Below are 13,024 nucleotides of genomic sequence, written 5' to 3' on the forward strand. Positions count from 1 at the left end.
GTCATCCTTCCGTGTCGGGTCGGGGCGGGGTTTTCTCGCCCCGGTCAAATGCTTCCCAGCCGTGACCGTCGAACACGTCCACGCCCAGCTGGGCCAGGACATGCGGGAAATCCACCATCACCCAGTTGTCGGTGATCTTGCCGTCCTCGACCTTCCAGAAATCCATGTACCGGATCTGGACTCGCTTGCCGGTGGGGGCGACGCCCATGAAGGGGCCCGAATGGGTGGCCTCCTGCCGGCCGAAGGCGGCGGCCCATTCGCCCATGTAGAGGCGCGCCTCGTCAACGCAGGTCTTGTCCGAGAAGGCCGCCTGGAACGGGCGTTGCCAGTTGTCCTGGAACTCCTGCAGCCCGGTCTTGGTGCCGCAACCCTGGTTGCCCATCCAGCGGAAGCCTGTCGCGAAGAACTGGCCGATATCGTCGATGCGGTGGTCGTTGAGACCGTCGACCATGCCCTCGATCACGGCGCGGGTCTCGTCGGTCTTGCTCATGTCCGTGTCACGCGTCAGCACGGCCTGTTCGGGGCGGGAACCCTTCATGTCTTTCGTCCTTTCAGATTGCCTTGGGAAGTCCTGAGAGCCGTCGCGTGACGGGTCAGGAAATCCCGGGGCATCCGGTTCAGGGCGGGGTGGCGCATCAGCGCGCCATGACGGGCCGCGGCGCTCATCCCTTCACCGCCCCCGCGGTCAGGCCGCTGACGATCTGGCGCTGGAACACCATGACCAGCAGGAAGAGCGGCGCGGTAATCGACACGGCGGCGGCCACGGCGACCACCTGGTCGGTGGTCGTGGTCTCGCGGTTGAACATGCCCGCGATGGCCGGGACCATCGTCTGGTTCGAAGCATCGAGCAGCAGCGAGGTCACGAGGAAGTCGTTATAGGCCAGCAGGAAGCTGAACAGCCCCGTGGTGATGACGCCCGGCCACATGACCGGCATGATGACCAGCCGGAAGGCCTTGAAATGCGAGCAGCCATCCACCCGCGCCGCCTCGTCCAGATCGGCGGGGATGTTCGAGAAGAAGCTGCGCAGCATCCAGATGGTGAAGGGCTGGTTGATCGCCACCAGCACCGCGATCACCGCCGCGGGCTTGCCGTAGAGCGTGGGCGCGTTCTCACCCAGGATCGGCGAGAGCCACTCGGCCGAGTTGATGAAGACGGGCAGGTAGCCGGCCACCAGCACCGAATGCGGCAGCGCGCGGAAGATCAGCGCGACGATCAGGATCCAGAAGGCCAGCGTCGAGCCCGACCGCGCCAGGCCATAGCCCGCCAGCGTGCCGACCGACAGCGAGATGGTCACCACGCCGGCGGTCACGATCAGCGAGTTCGCGAAGTTGTTCGAGAAGCCGCGATCGACCCAGACCGTCTGGTAATGTTCGGTCGTGGCCCCGATGATGTCGCGGCCCAGCGGCCCGACAAGCGGGGTCAGCAGGTCGGTCACGATCGGCAGCAGCCCGAAGAAGGCCAGCACGAAGGCCACGCCCACCAGCGCCGCGGTCACCACCCAGCCCAGGGCGACGTAGCCGCCGGGGCTGTAGCTGGCCACCAGCGTGGGCACCCGCCGCACGGTCAGCCGCGCGGCGATGTAGATCACCGCAAGGCCCAGCACGATCTCGAGGATCGACCAGCCGGATCCGCCGGCGCGGGTGGCGGGCCCGAAGATCACGTTGAGCGGGTTGGAGTCGAAGGCATCCACCGGCGACTTGAAGCTCATCACCGTGATCCAGGCGATGGGGAAGGCCGCGATCAGGCACCACAGGGCCAGGAAGGCGCCGGAGGCGATGCGCAGCGAGGCGGGTTGGCGCAGGGCTTTCGAGGTCATCAGCGGGTTCCCTTGTGGTCGCGCCACGTGCGCTTGAGCAGCGGCACCAGCAGGATGGCGATGCCGATCATGGTCAGCATGGCCGAGGCCGAGGCGCGGGAGATCGAGCGGTTCCCGGCCTGGTCGGGTTTCAGGAAGTCGTAGGTCAGCCACTGCAGCGAGATCACGTAGCCCTCGGCGCGGAAGCCCACGACCTCCTCGAAGACCCGGTAGGAATCCATCAGGTGGATCATCGCCACGAAGATGATCAGCGGCATCAGGTGCGGGATGATGATCAGCCGCAGCCGCTGCCAGCGGCTGGCCCCGTCGATCACCGCGCTTTCGATCGAGTCCTGGTTCACCGTCTGCAGACCGGCATAGAAGATGATCGCGGCGAAGGGGGCGACGTGCCAGACACGGTAGACCATCATCAGCAGTTCGATGGTCCAGGCCTGCGCGAAGAGCGCGAGATCCCGCGCCAGCCACCATTCTAGGAAGGCGGTCAGGATGCCGTCGCCGCGGAACAGCCAGTTGATCGACAGCGCGCCGATCACCGGCGTGATGATGAAGGGCAGCAGCGACACGAAGATGACCGGCCCGCGGATGAGTTTCGAGGCGTTGTTGATCAGCATCGCGATGCCCAGCCCGAAGCCCACCACCAGCGGCAGGGTCACCAGCGTGAACATGATGGTGAAGCGCAACGCCTTCCAGAAATCGATGTTCTGAATCGCGGCCCAGGACCCGGAGGTCAGCGCCTCGCCCAGGCGGTCGAGCTCCAGCACGTTGCGGTAGGTCTGAAGGCCCACGAACTCGGTCTGGCGGACGATCTCGCCCGCCTCGTCCAGGATGGGCCGGGTCTTCATCTCGGTCGTGCAGGTCTGTTCGAGGAACCCGGCCGTGCAGCTTTCGACCTCGACCGTCTCGTAGACGGGCTGGGTGACGTTGAAGCTGTTCCAGAACACCGACAGCAGCGGAAAGGCGATGAACAGCAGCATCATGAGTATGGACGGGCCGACGAAGGCGGCGAATACGCGTGGCTTCATGGATCCTCTCGTGGGTTGGGGTCTCGAGGCCCGGCCTCGTCGGCACGATGTGCCCGGCTGTCCCGCGACACGCGGCAGGCGCGTGCAGGTCGGTCAGGGCCGGGGCCGCGCGTGGCGGCCCCGGCAGGCCTGCGCCTTACTCGATGAGCCCGGCTTCCTGCGCCGAGGTCATGTAGGCGGCCTCGATATCGGCCAGCGTGGTCTCGGCATCCTTCTCGCCGTTCAGGTAGGCGGCGATGCCGTTGCCCAGCACGGTATGCATGATGCCCATGGCCGAGGAGGCGGGGTAGGGGCGAGCACCCTTGGCGGCGGTGGCCGCGGCACCGGCGGCGAGGGCGCCCGGCTCGTAGCCGTCGATCAGCCAGATCGCGGCGGTCGGGTGGGCCTCGACCGTCTCGGTGTCGATGCCTTCCATCGCGACGCGGAAGGCGGCCTCGGCCTCTTCATCGGTGATGTTGGACGCGATCACGATGCCGTCCCACCAGATCGACGAGACCGGCGCGGCCGGGCCCATGGGGGCGGCGGCCATCTTGACCTTGCCCACGACCTGGCTTTCCTCGGGGTCGTCCATCGCGCCGGCGCGGCTGGCCCAGAGGTTCGCCATGGCGATCTGGCCCTGCTGGAACTGCTGCTGCACATAGGTGGAGTCGGATGCCAGGTACTCGGGGTCGAGATACTCGGTCGTGGCTTTCAGCTTCTCCAGCGCGGCGAGGCCCATCTCGTTGTTGATCGTCGGCATGTTGGCGTCGTCGACGAAATTGCCGCCATGCGCGAGGAACATGTTCACGAATTCCTCGCCCAGGTTCCAGCCGGCCTTGAAGGTGCCGCCCAGCGGGTACTGCACCACGTCGGCCTCGGCGATGACGGCGGCCGCCTCGAGCATCTCGTCATAGGTGGTGGGCACCTCGAGATCGAGCTGTTCGAGGATGTCCTCGCGGTACATCAGGTGCTGGTTGTTGACCATCATGGCGATCGCCATGATGTCGCCATCCACGGTGATCAGCTGGTTGGGCTTGAGGTGCTGGCCGTATTTCTCGACCAGGTCGTTCAGCGGGCGGATCGTGCCGGCATTGAGCAGCGGGATCAGCGTCGCGTTGGCCACGCCGCCGATATGGTAGAGCGAGGGATCGGCGGCGAAGGCCTCGGGCTGCTTCTCGCGGAATTCCTGGTCGAGATTGGCGGTGAAGTTGCCGCATTCGGCCATCGCGTCGGTCACGGCCTTCCAGGCCTCGAACCCGGCGGTGAGCGAGCGCAGCTCGACCTCGTTCTCGAAGGCGCATTCGGCGGTGGCAGCGCCGGCAATGGCCGTCATGGCGCCTGCCATGAGGATCGTCCTGAATTTCATCGTCTTTCTCCCTTTGGTTTGCAGGGCATCCGTTGATCCGGCCCGCTTGGTGATGGGTGTCAGGTCTCGAGCCGTGTCCCGGTCTCGGCGTCGAACAGGTGGCAATGTTCCTGCGGAATGTGGATCGAGACGGTGTCGCCGATCTCGGCCCGGAACGTCTTGTCGGCCTTGGCCGAGACCAGCGAGCTGCCGATGCGGACGCTGACCATGGTCGCGTCGCCCAGCAGCTCGAGCGTGTAGATCGGCGCGGTGATCTGCCCGCCCTCGGCGCGCACCTCGGCATCCTCGGCCCGGAAGCCCAGCGTTACCGGCCCGTCGGCCACGTCCAGCCCGGAGATCTCGGTCCTGTCGGTGGTGAAGGTGCCGCCCGCGCAATGTCCCGCGATCAGGTTCATGGCCGGAGAGCCGATGAACCCGGCGACGAAAGTGTTGGCCGGCCGGTCGTAGATCTCGGTCGGGCTACCGACCTGCTGCACGATCCCGCGCTCCATCACCACGACGCGGTCGGCCAGGGTCATCGCCTCGATCTGGTCATGCGTGACGTAGATGGTGGTGGTGGCCAGCTCGTGCGACAGGTTCTTGATCTGCGCCCGGGTCGACACGCGCAGCTTGGCGTCGAGGTTGGACAGCGGCTCGTCCATCAAAAAGACGGTGGGTTCGCGCACGATGGCGCGGGCCAGCGCCACGCGCTGGCGCTGCCCGCCCGACAGCTCGGCCGGCTTGCGGTGCAGGAAGTCGTCCAGCTCGACCATGGCGCTGGCCCGGCGGACGCGCTCGTCATGGGTGGCCGGGTCGACGCCGCGCACCTTCAGCGGGAAGCGGATGTTCTCGTAGACATTCATGTTGGGGTAGAGCGCGTAGCTCTGGAACACCATTGCCACGTCGCGCTCCTTGGGCTCGAGGTCGTTGATGACCCTTCCGCCGATGGTGATCTCGCCATCCGTCGGATCTTCGAGCCCCGCGATCATCCGCATGGTCGTGGTCTTGCCGCAGCCCGAGGGGCCAAGCAGCACGAGAAACTCACGATCCGCAATGGTCAGATCGAAATTGTCGACGCCGACAAAGCCGCCCCATCGCTTGGACACACCGCGCAGTTGGATTTCGGCCATCCCGGCCACCTCCCTGTTGGAAGCACGCCCCATTGCATGCGAATGCAAGAAGGGTAGACACGGCTGCGCGATTCAAGCAAGCTTATCTTGCAAACGAATGCAAAATTCTGGTGAGGGCCGCGAAAAGATGGAAGATTTTCAGGCAGAGAAGGCGGTCGTGCGGGCGTATTACGCGGCGCTCGACGCCGCGTCCGGCGACGAGACCGCCGGAATCATGGCCGAGTTCACCAGCCCCGACTACCTGTGGCGCGGCTATCACCCGTTCAACGAAATTCGCGGTGCACAGGCCGTGGCCGAGCGGTTCTGGGCGCCGCTCAAATCCGCGCTGACCTCGCTGCAGCGCCGCGAGGACGTGTTCATGGCCGGCGCCAACGCGATGGACGGCAACGACAGCGTCTGGGTGGTCTCGATGGGCCACCTGATGGGCCTGTTCGACGCGCCCTGGCTGGGCATCCGCCCCACCGGCAAGATCGCGGCACTGCGCTATTGCGAGTTCAACCGGGTCGAGAATGGCCGCATCACCGAGTCCGCGATGTTCTTCGACATCCCGCACCTGATGGTGCAGGCCGGCCAGAACCCGTTCCCGCCCCAGACCGGCGCGCAGCTGGTGCAACCCGGCCCGCTGCCCCATGACGCGCTGCTGTTTCAGGCACAACCGCCCGAGGAGGGCCGCAGGACCCTCGCCGCGATCGAGGCGATGCTTGCGGATCTGGGCCAGTGGCAGTCCGACCTGTCGCTGGAGGACGAATTGGCTCGGACTTGGACGCGGGACATGCTCTGGTGGGGGCCGACCGGGATCGGCTCGACCTACACGATCGAGCGCTACGCGAAGCAGCATGCCGGCCCCTTCCGCGCCGCCTTCACCGAGCGGTCCAAGACCCGGCATCTCTGCCGCATCGCCGAGGGCAATTATGGCGGCTTCTTCGGCTGGCCGAATTTCACCGCGCGTCATGTGGGTGGCTTCATGGGCATGCCGGGGACCGGGCAGACGGGCGAGTTCCGCGTCATCGACATCTATCGCCGCGAGGGCGACAAGCTGGCCGAGAACTGGATCTTCATCGACCTGCTGCATTTCTGGAAGACCCAAGGGGTCGACATCCTCGACCGCACCACTGCGATCAGCGCCTGAGGGTCAGGCGCCCGCTCACTCCCAGAGGGCCGAGGCCCGCATCGTGCGCCGCGCATTGGCAAGGTGGTCGCGATAGGCCGCCGCGGCCTCCTGCGCATCGCCCGCCTCCAGCGCGCGGATGATGCGCAGATGTTCATGGATCGCATCCCGGTTGCGCTGCAGCTCGTCGCTCCGGTTCCAGCGGTAATGGTAGTGGAAGACCATCGAGACGACCTCGAAGAAATCGGTCATGAAGCGGTTGTCATGGGCTTCGATGGTTGCCCTGTGAAAGGCCTCGTCCAGGCGCGGGAAGGCCAGGTAGTCCTCCTCGATCCGCGCCAGTAGTGCCTCGTGCCGGGGGCCGAGCGCGACAAGCGCGGATTGCGCCGGCGCGTCGGGCCCGGCCGCCAGCGCGGCGTCGAAGGCGCGCAGCTCGAACATCTCGCGAACCTCGAACAGCTCTTCGGCGAAATCGCGCGTGAAGCCCCGCAGCACCCAGGAATGGTTGCGCTCCTTGGTGATCAGCCCGAAGCGCGAGAACTTGATCATGAACTCGCGGATCACCGACGAACTGGTGCCAAAGCGCTTCTTGAGGTCGGATTCGTTTAGCGCGCTGCCCGGGGCGAGGTCGCTGTTCAGCACGTATTCCATGAACCTGGACGAGACCTTCTCGGTGGCCGAGGCGGTCTCCGCCTTGCCGAAGTAGTCCGCCTGTCCCGGCTGCCGCAGGATCGTCTTGCTTCGCCCCTCCCACGTGATGATGCCGGCCTCGTCCAGCCGTGCGAGGATGGCGCGCACCGTGGTGCGCGAGACCGACAGGGTCCTGGACAGGGCGGTTTCGGTCGGCAGGGCGCCGGGCAGGCCGGTATCGCGGATCAGGTCGAGGGCCTGGTTGTAGCTTTCCTTGAACGTGCTGCTGTCGCGCGACATGGCAGGCCCCTTTCGATCCCGACGCGTCTTATCGCAGCCGGTCCACGGCCAAGTCCAGAGCGGCGCCTGGCGCACTCTGAGCCAGCCGGTGGCCGTCACACGGCGTCAGGCCGCGCCGGACCCGCTCAGAACCCGGTCGCGCCGCCGCCATCCACCAGGATGACCTGGCCGTTGATGTATTTGGCAGCCGGGGCCGCGAGGAAGGCGCAGGCCCAGCCGATATCCTCGGGCGTGCCGAGGGTCTGCATCGGGATGCGCCCCATGATCTTCTGCTTGCGGGCCGGATCGCCATCGGTCGCCTTGCGGAAGATGTCGGTGTCGATCCAGCCGGGGGCCACGCCGTTGACGCGGATGCCGCGCGACGCGAATTCCGCCGACAACCCGCGGATGACCCCGTCGATCGCGGTTTTCGAGATCGTGTAGCCATGCACCAGCGGCTGGCCGATATAGGCAGTCATGGAGGAGATGAAGGTGATGGACCCGGGTCGATCCTCGGCCAGCAGCCGCTTGATGACGCAGCGGGTCAGCTCCAGCGCGCCGCGCACATGCACGTCGAAGACCTGGTCGAAATCGGCCATGTCGCTGTCTTCGAACGGCTTCTTGAGCGTGTTGCCCGCGTTGTTCACCAGCAGGTCGATCGTCCCGAAACGCTCGGCGATGGTGGCCTCGGCGGCGGGCAGGCCTGCGATGTCGGTCACATCCAGCGGCGCGGCCACACAGCCATGGCCGATCTCGGCCGCCGCCGCCTCCAGCACGTCGGCGCGCCGGCCGGCAATGATGACCTTGGCGCCGCTCTGGGCAAGGTAGCCGGCGATGGCCTTGCCGATGCCCGATCCGCCGCCGGTGACAAGCGCGGTCCGGCCGTCCAGCCCGTAGGTCTGCTTCAGGATGTCGCTGGCCATTCAGTCGTCCTTTCCGAAATCGATCATGATCTTGAAGGTCTCGTCGCGATGCGCGGTCCAGTGTTCGAAGGCGCCCTCGGCCTCGGCCCAGGGAAAGATGCGCGAAACCAGCAGATCCTCCAGCCCCGGGCGGGTCTCGAGGAAGGCGATCACCGCGTCGAAATCCGCACCGGTGGCGTTGCGCGAGCCGCGGATGTCCAGCTCCTTGAGGTTGAAGAGCTTGGTCTCGTAGGCGACCTCGGTCTTGGTATAGCCGATATAGACGATCCGCCCGGTGAAGGGCGCGATATCCACCGCCTGTCGGAAGGTCTGCGCAACGCCGGCCGCCTCGATGATGACATCGGCGCCGCGGCCCTCGGTCAGCTCGGACAGCCTGTCCTCGAGGGTCTCGGCCTGCGGGTTGATGACCGCGGTTGCCCCGAGTTGGCCCAGGATCTCGGCCTTGGCCGCCGAGATCTCGCTGACGATGACCCGGGCGCCGCGGGCGAGCGCGCCCAGCACGGCGCCGACGCCGATCATGCCGCCGCCGAGGACGAGCACGGTATCTTCGGGCGCCACCTGTCCGCGGGCGACGGCGTGGAAGCCGACCGAGAGCGGCTCGACCAGCGCGAGCTGCTGCAGGGACAGGCGGTCGTTCACGATCAGCCGGTCGGCCGGCACGACGATGCGGTCGCAGAGCCCGCCATCGCGTTGCACGCCCAGCGTCTGGTTGAACTGGCAGGCGTTGGGCCGCCCCCGCCGGCAGGCCGGGCAGGTGCCGCAGGCGGTGTAGGGGATGACCACGACATGGGCGCCGGGCCGGATCTCGTCGCCCACGCCCGCGCCGGTCTCCAGCACCACGCCGCCGATCTCGTGCCCGGGCACCCGGGGCAGCTCGACCAGCGGGTTGGCCCCGTTGAAGGTGCTCAGGTCGCTGCCGCACAGCCCGACGACGCGCACGTCGACAAGCACCTCGCCCGGGCCGGGCGTCGGTGCGGGGCGGTCAAGGAAGGTGGTGTGACCGATCCGGTCGATGGCGAGGCTTTTCATGCGGGCTCCCTTGGGTGTGGTGGCAGGTTACTGGTGCGCGGTCACGGTGTCGGTCGGCACCACGGCCGCGGCCTCTTCGCCGGTGAGGAAGGGCAGAAGGCTTCCCACCGAGACGCCGACGACGGCACGGATCGACCCCGTCGACAGGCCGCCCGTCCCAAGCGCCCCGATGCCGCGGGAATGCTTCGAGATCCCTCGGGCCTTCGGGACGGGATATGGTGTCATGCCGGTTCTCCCAAACCTCCAGGCTGCCGCCTCATGCCACGGCGATGAATGTCCTAAATCGGTAAAGAACGGACTCGCACCTTGTCAACGGTCCTTTATGCAATTAACACATTTCGAGTGTGGGCGGATCTTGAGTGACCAGACCGGCGGAGCGACTGGCGCGCTCTTGCGCCAAACTCACGACCGGATCTTCGCGCCGGGGCGGGGCAGACCGGCGTTGACACCCCGTGCCATGCAGCTCGCGATCCGACCCGCAAAACAGCCCACGGCTTCGCGCCCCACATCCATGTCCGAGGAGACCCAATGCTGACGCAGGAACATCGACTGGCCTTCGGGTGTGGCGGGCTGGGCGGGCTTTATCGCCCGGTCGGCGAGGCCGAGGCCGAGGCGGTGCTGGAGGCCGCATGGGATGCCGGCATCCGCTATTTCGACACCGCGCCGCATTACGGCCATGGCATGTCCGAACATCGGCTGGGCCGGTTTCTGCGGGACCGGGAGGGCTGGCGTCTATCCACCAAGGTCGGGCGCCTCCTGACGCCAGAGGCCGATCCGCCAAAGGTGGTCAACGGCTTTCACAGCGCGCTGCCCTTCCGGCAGCATTTCGACTTCACCTATGACGGGATCATGCGCTCGGTCGAGGACAGTCACCAGCGCCTCGGGCTCAACCGGATCGACATCCTCTATGTGCATGACATCGGCGATCCGGGCGCGGGCACCGACACGGCAGAGCATCGCGCGCAACTGCTGGACAGTGGCGTGCGCGCGCTGGAGGCGCTGAAAGCCTCGGGCACCATCGGCGCCGTGGGTCTCGGCGTGAACACGGTCGAGATCTGCGAAGAACTGATCGGCCGCATGCCGATGGACCTGATCCTGCTGGCCGGGCGCTACACGCTGCTGGACCGGTCCGCCACCGCGCGGCTGTTTCCGCTGGCCGAGGCGCATGGCGTGCGCTTCGTCATCGGCGGGGTATTCAACTCGGGCATCCTGGCCACGGGGCCGGTCGAGGGGGCGCATTACAACTATGCGCCCGCCCCGCCGGAGGTGCTGGCCCGCACCGCCCGGCTGGAGGCGATCTGCGCCGCCCATGGCGTGCCGCTGGCCAGCGCCGCGCTGCAATATCCCGACCGCCATCCGTTGGTGGTCTCGACCCTGATCGGCACCGGGAAGGTCAGTTCCCTGACCCGCAACGTCGCGCAATTCTCGGCAGAGCTTCCCGATGCGCTCTGGTCCGAGCTGGAGAGCGCGACGTAGCTGGTCGGCCGTCTCCGGCGGCATCGCCTCCGAGTTTGCCGATACGGCGCCCGGGCAGATCAGATGGACAGGCAGGGCCCCAAAAATGTCACGGCATCGGCGCGCCGATGCTGGCCTCCAGCAGGCGGTACCAATCCGAGCGGGTCAGCCGGATATCACGCGCTTTCACGGCCTCTTCGACGCGGGTCAGCTTCTGCGATCCGACGATGGGGATCAGCCGCGCGGGATGGCTCAGCACCCAGGCAAGGGCGATGGACGCATTGTCCGTCCCGTGCTTTTCCGACATCGCCTCCAGCACCGGGCGAAGCCGGTCCATTCGCTCGCGATGCTCCGGCGTGGCGACACCGGTCGCCAGCTGTCCGCCGCCCAGTGGCGAATGCGCCATGGTCGCCAGGTTGAACTCCTGGCTGCTGTCGAGCACGCCGTCGAAGAGCGGGTCGGGATAGAGCAGGGAGAACTCGGGCTGGCTGGCCACCAGCGGAAAGTCGAGTTTCGACTGCAGGGCGCGCAGCTGGAACGGCGAGAAATTCGACACCCCCGCATGCAGGATCTTGCCCGCATCCCGCAGCGTGGTCAGCGCCTCGGCAATCTCGCCGTAATCGCCCAGAAGGTCGGGGCGGTGGATCAGGAACACGTCGATACGGTCCGTCTGCAGTCGGCGCAGGGATGCCTCGCAGGTCTCGACGATGGTCGATCCGGAGCTGTCATAGGGCAGGCCCCGTGTCTGGCCGTCCACCGTCTCGATGGTGATCCCGGCCTTTGTCACCAGCACCATGCGGTCGCGCAGCTCCGGTGCGCGCGCCAGAACCTGGCCCATCCGCGCCTCGGCATCGCCATACCCCACCGTGTCGTGGCCATAGATCGGCGCCGTGTCGAAGAGGTTCACGCCCAGGTCAAGCGTCCCGCGCAGGAGCGCCTCGATCTGGTCGAGCGCGGCACCGTCGAACCGCATGCAGCCGAAAGCGATCGTGCTCACCTCGAACGGGCCCATGGACACCGTGGCGGGTATCTTCAGCGGTTCATCTTTCATCATCCGTCTTCCTTCCCTCGCGACCACCGGGGCGGTGTCGCCATGATCCGTTCCTCTGCCCGGCAGGGGTGCCGGGGCAAAAGGAATTGACAATGACACTGGTGTCATGACACTGGTGTCATAAGCGGGCGGACATGGATTCGCAAGCTGGTGGGAGGAGAGAATGGCATCGATCTACGACGTCGCACGGCGCGCGGGCGTATCGACGAAAACGGTCAGCCGTGTGCTGAACGGCGATGCCCCGGTGGCGCAGAAGACCCGCGACGCGGTCGAGCGCGCGATGGCCGAACTCGAGTACATCCCCTCCTTCGCGGCGCGGTCGATGAAGTCGCAGAAATCCGGCCTGATCGGTCTGATCACCGGCGCGATCAGCACCGCCGCCGATGCGCCGGCCGATGCGGGCCTGCCCGAGATCCACATCGTGCAGGGCGCGCAGAACGTCTTCGAAACCTCCGGCAAGACCCTGCTGATCTCGGACACAGGCGGCAAGTCGGAGCGGGTGCCGCACCTGATCCGCACCTTTCGGCAGCACCGGGTCGAGGGGCTGCTCTACGTCGCGGATCACTACAAGCGGGTCGATCTGGACCTGCCCGAGGGCGCGATGAAGGTCGTGCTGGTCAATTGCATCGACGCGCGCGGCACGCCCGCGGTGGTGCCGGATGACGAGAGCGGCCAGCTGGCGCTGACCCGCAGGGTCATCGCGGCCGGGCACCGGCGGATCGCCTACCTGACACTGGGCCGCGCGGTGCTGGCGACCGAGGCGCGCGTGGCGGGCTACAGGCAGGCTCTGGACGAGGCGGGGATCGCCTTCGATCCCGCGCTCGTCGCCGCCTCCGAGCTTTTCGGCACCAAGGGCGAGCACCAGATGATCTGGGACGCGCTGGACCGTCTGCTGACGGGCGCCAACCCGCCCACCGCGATCTGTTGCGGCAATGACCGGCTGGCGATGGCGGTCTACGGCATCCTGCGCGACCGGGGTGTCAGCGTGCCCGACCAGATCTCGGTGGTGGGCTACGACGATCACAGGCTGGTCTCGGAGACGCTATATCCCGCGCTGACCACGGCCGAGCTGCCCTACAACGCCATGGGGGCCCGCGCCGCGGACCTTTTGCTGAACATGATTGCACAGCCCGACAGCGAGACGCCGACGCAGCCGATCGCCGTCCGGGGGCAAGTCGTCGAGCGCGCGTCGCTGAAAGCGCCGCCGCTCGCCGGAACCGTCTACCAACTCAAAGGGAGGAGAGAACCTTGAAAAA

The 13,024-nt window shown here is 66.8% G+C and carries 13 protein-coding genes; 3 read left to right on the forward strand and 10 right to left on the reverse strand.

Features of this window, described 5'->3' with window-relative positions; translation table 11 throughout:
• Position 1: 1 nt before the first annotated feature.
• From AVJ23_RS10335 to AVJ23_RS10355, 5 genes are all read right to left on the reverse strand, one after another.
• A complete protein-coding gene (locus AVJ23_RS10335) occupies positions 2–538 on the reverse strand; it encodes an ester cyclase (RefSeq protein WP_058862112.1) in 537 nt (178 codons plus the stop codon).
• Positions 539–662: 124 nt separating this feature from the next.
• Positions 663–1,817, reverse strand: a complete 1,155-nt coding sequence (locus AVJ23_RS10340) for a carbohydrate ABC transporter permease (protein WP_205626848.1) — start codon at positions 1,815–1,817, stop codon at positions 663–665.
• Positions 1,817–2,839 (reverse strand): carbohydrate ABC transporter permease, encoded by a 1,023-nt coding sequence (locus tag AVJ23_RS10345; RefSeq protein ID WP_058862113.1) that lies wholly within the window; start codon positions 2,837–2,839, stop codon positions 1,817–1,819. The genes AVJ23_RS10340 and AVJ23_RS10345 overlap by 1 nt, the downstream gene beginning before the upstream one ends.
• A 136-nt stretch (positions 2,840–2,975) precedes the next feature.
• Complete coding sequence (locus AVJ23_RS10350; RefSeq protein WP_058862114.1) at positions 2,976–4,184, reverse strand: ABC transporter substrate-binding protein; 1,209 nt, start codon at positions 4,182–4,184, stop codon at positions 2,976–2,978.
• 59 nt (positions 4,185–4,243) lie between these two features.
• Positions 4,244–5,293, reverse strand: coding sequence for an ABC transporter ATP-binding protein (locus AVJ23_RS10355; protein ID WP_058862115.1), 1,050 nt, complete (start codon positions 5,291–5,293; stop codon positions 4,244–4,246).
• A 127-nt stretch (positions 5,294–5,420) separates the two neighbouring features.
• On the opposite strand from AVJ23_RS10355, the gene AVJ23_RS10360 reads away from it, so the two are divergent.
• The gene (locus AVJ23_RS10360) at positions 5,421–6,422 is read left to right on the forward strand and encodes an ester cyclase (RefSeq protein WP_058862116.1); all 1,002 of its coding nucleotides are present in this window, start codon (positions 5,421–5,423) and stop codon (positions 6,420–6,422) included.
• Positions 6,423–6,437: 15 nt separating this feature from the next.
• Here AVJ23_RS10360 and AVJ23_RS10365 read toward each other — a convergent pair whose 3' ends face one another.
• The 4 genes from AVJ23_RS10365 to AVJ23_RS10380 all read right to left on the reverse strand — a co-directional run bounded on the left by AVJ23_RS10365 (position 6,438) and on the right by AVJ23_RS10380 (position 9,487).
• Positions 6,438–7,331: a GntR family transcriptional regulator gene (locus tag AVJ23_RS10365; RefSeq protein WP_058862117.1), complete on the reverse strand. Its 894-nt coding sequence runs from the start codon at positions 7,329–7,331 to the stop codon at positions 6,438–6,440.
• 125 nt (positions 7,332–7,456) lie between these two features.
• Entirely contained in the window at positions 7,457–8,233 is a 777-nt protein-coding gene (locus tag AVJ23_RS10370; RefSeq protein WP_058862118.1) for an SDR family NAD(P)-dependent oxidoreductase, read from the reverse strand.
• Positions 8,234–9,262: a zinc-binding alcohol dehydrogenase family protein gene (locus AVJ23_RS10375; RefSeq protein WP_058862119.1), complete on the reverse strand. Its 1,029-nt coding sequence runs from the start codon at positions 9,260–9,262 to the stop codon at positions 8,234–8,236.
• A 27-nt stretch (positions 9,263–9,289) separates the two neighbouring features.
• Positions 9,290–9,487 carry a hypothetical protein gene (locus AVJ23_RS10380; protein WP_058862120.1) on the reverse strand — a complete coding sequence of 66 codons (198 nt, stop codon included), beginning with the start codon at positions 9,485–9,487 and terminating at the stop codon, positions 9,290–9,292.
• 303 nt (positions 9,488–9,790) lie between these two features.
• Here AVJ23_RS10380 and AVJ23_RS10385 point away from each other — a divergent pair, with 303 nt between their 5' ends.
• Positions 9,791–10,738, forward strand: a complete 948-nt coding sequence (locus tag AVJ23_RS10385; protein WP_058862121.1) for an aldo/keto reductase — start codon at positions 9,791–9,793, stop codon at positions 10,736–10,738.
• A gap of 88 nt (positions 10,739–10,826) precedes the next feature.
• On the opposite strand, the gene AVJ23_RS10390 is transcribed toward AVJ23_RS10385, so the two are convergent.
• On the reverse strand, positions 10,827–11,768 hold the full coding sequence (locus tag AVJ23_RS10390) for an aldo/keto reductase (RefSeq protein ID WP_205626849.1): 942 nt from the start codon (positions 11,766–11,768) through the stop codon (positions 10,827–10,829).
• A gap of 163 nt (positions 11,769–11,931) precedes the next feature.
• On the opposite strand from AVJ23_RS10390, the gene AVJ23_RS10395 reads away from it, so the two are divergent.
• The gene (locus AVJ23_RS10395; RefSeq protein ID WP_058862123.1) at positions 11,932–13,020 is read left to right on the forward strand and encodes a LacI family DNA-binding transcriptional regulator; all 1,089 of its coding nucleotides are present in this window, start codon (positions 11,932–11,934) and stop codon (positions 13,018–13,020) included.
• Positions 13,021–13,024 lie beyond the last annotated feature (4 nt).

The organism is Pseudoponticoccus marisrubri, assembly GCF_001482405.1.
Taxonomy (GTDB): Bacteria; Pseudomonadota; Alphaproteobacteria; order Rhodobacterales; family Rhodobacteraceae; genus Pseudoponticoccus; species Pseudoponticoccus marisrubri.

Coding starts and splice junctions, on each gene's coding strand:
- AVJ23_RS10335 (WP_058862112.1), bottom strand. CDS start 538: ATGAAGGGTTCCCGCCCCGAACAGGCCGTGCTGACGCGTGACACGGAC.
- AVJ23_RS10340 (WP_205626848.1), bottom strand. CDS start 1,817: ATGACCTCGAAAGCCCTGCGCCAACCCGCCTCGCTGCGCATCGCCTCC.
- AVJ23_RS10345 (WP_058862113.1), bottom strand. CDS start 2,839: ATGAAGCCACGCGTATTCGCCGCCTTCGTCGGCCCGTCCATACTCATG.
- AVJ23_RS10350 (WP_058862114.1), bottom strand. CDS start 4,184: ATGAAATTCAGGACGATCCTCATGGCAGGCGCCATGACGGCCATTGCC.
- AVJ23_RS10355 (WP_058862115.1), bottom strand. CDS start 5,293: ATGGCCGAAATCCAACTGCGCGGTGTGTCCAAGCGATGGGGCGGCTTT.
- AVJ23_RS10360 (WP_058862116.1), top strand. CDS start 5,421: ATGGAAGATTTTCAGGCAGAGAAGGCGGTCGTGCGGGCGTATTACGCG.
- AVJ23_RS10365 (WP_058862117.1), bottom strand. CDS start 7,331: ATGTCGCGCGACAGCAGCACGTTCAAGGAAAGCTACAACCAGGCCCTC.
- AVJ23_RS10370 (WP_058862118.1), bottom strand. CDS start 8,233: ATGGCCAGCGACATCCTGAAGCAGACCTACGGGCTGGACGGCCGGACC.
- AVJ23_RS10375 (WP_058862119.1), bottom strand. CDS start 9,262: ATGAAAAGCCTCGCCATCGACCGGATCGGTCACACCACCTTCCTTGAC.
- AVJ23_RS10380 (WP_058862120.1), bottom strand. CDS start 9,487: ATGACACCATATCCCGTCCCGAAGGCCCGAGGGATCTCGAAGCATTCC.
- AVJ23_RS10385 (WP_058862121.1), top strand. CDS start 9,791: ATGCTGACGCAGGAACATCGACTGGCCTTCGGGTGTGGCGGGCTGGGC.
- AVJ23_RS10390 (WP_205626849.1), bottom strand. CDS start 11,768: ATGAAAGATGAACCGCTGAAGATACCCGCCACGGTGTCCATGGGCCCG.
- AVJ23_RS10395 (WP_058862123.1), top strand. CDS start 11,932: ATGGCATCGATCTACGACGTCGCACGGCGCGCGGGCGTATCGACGAAA.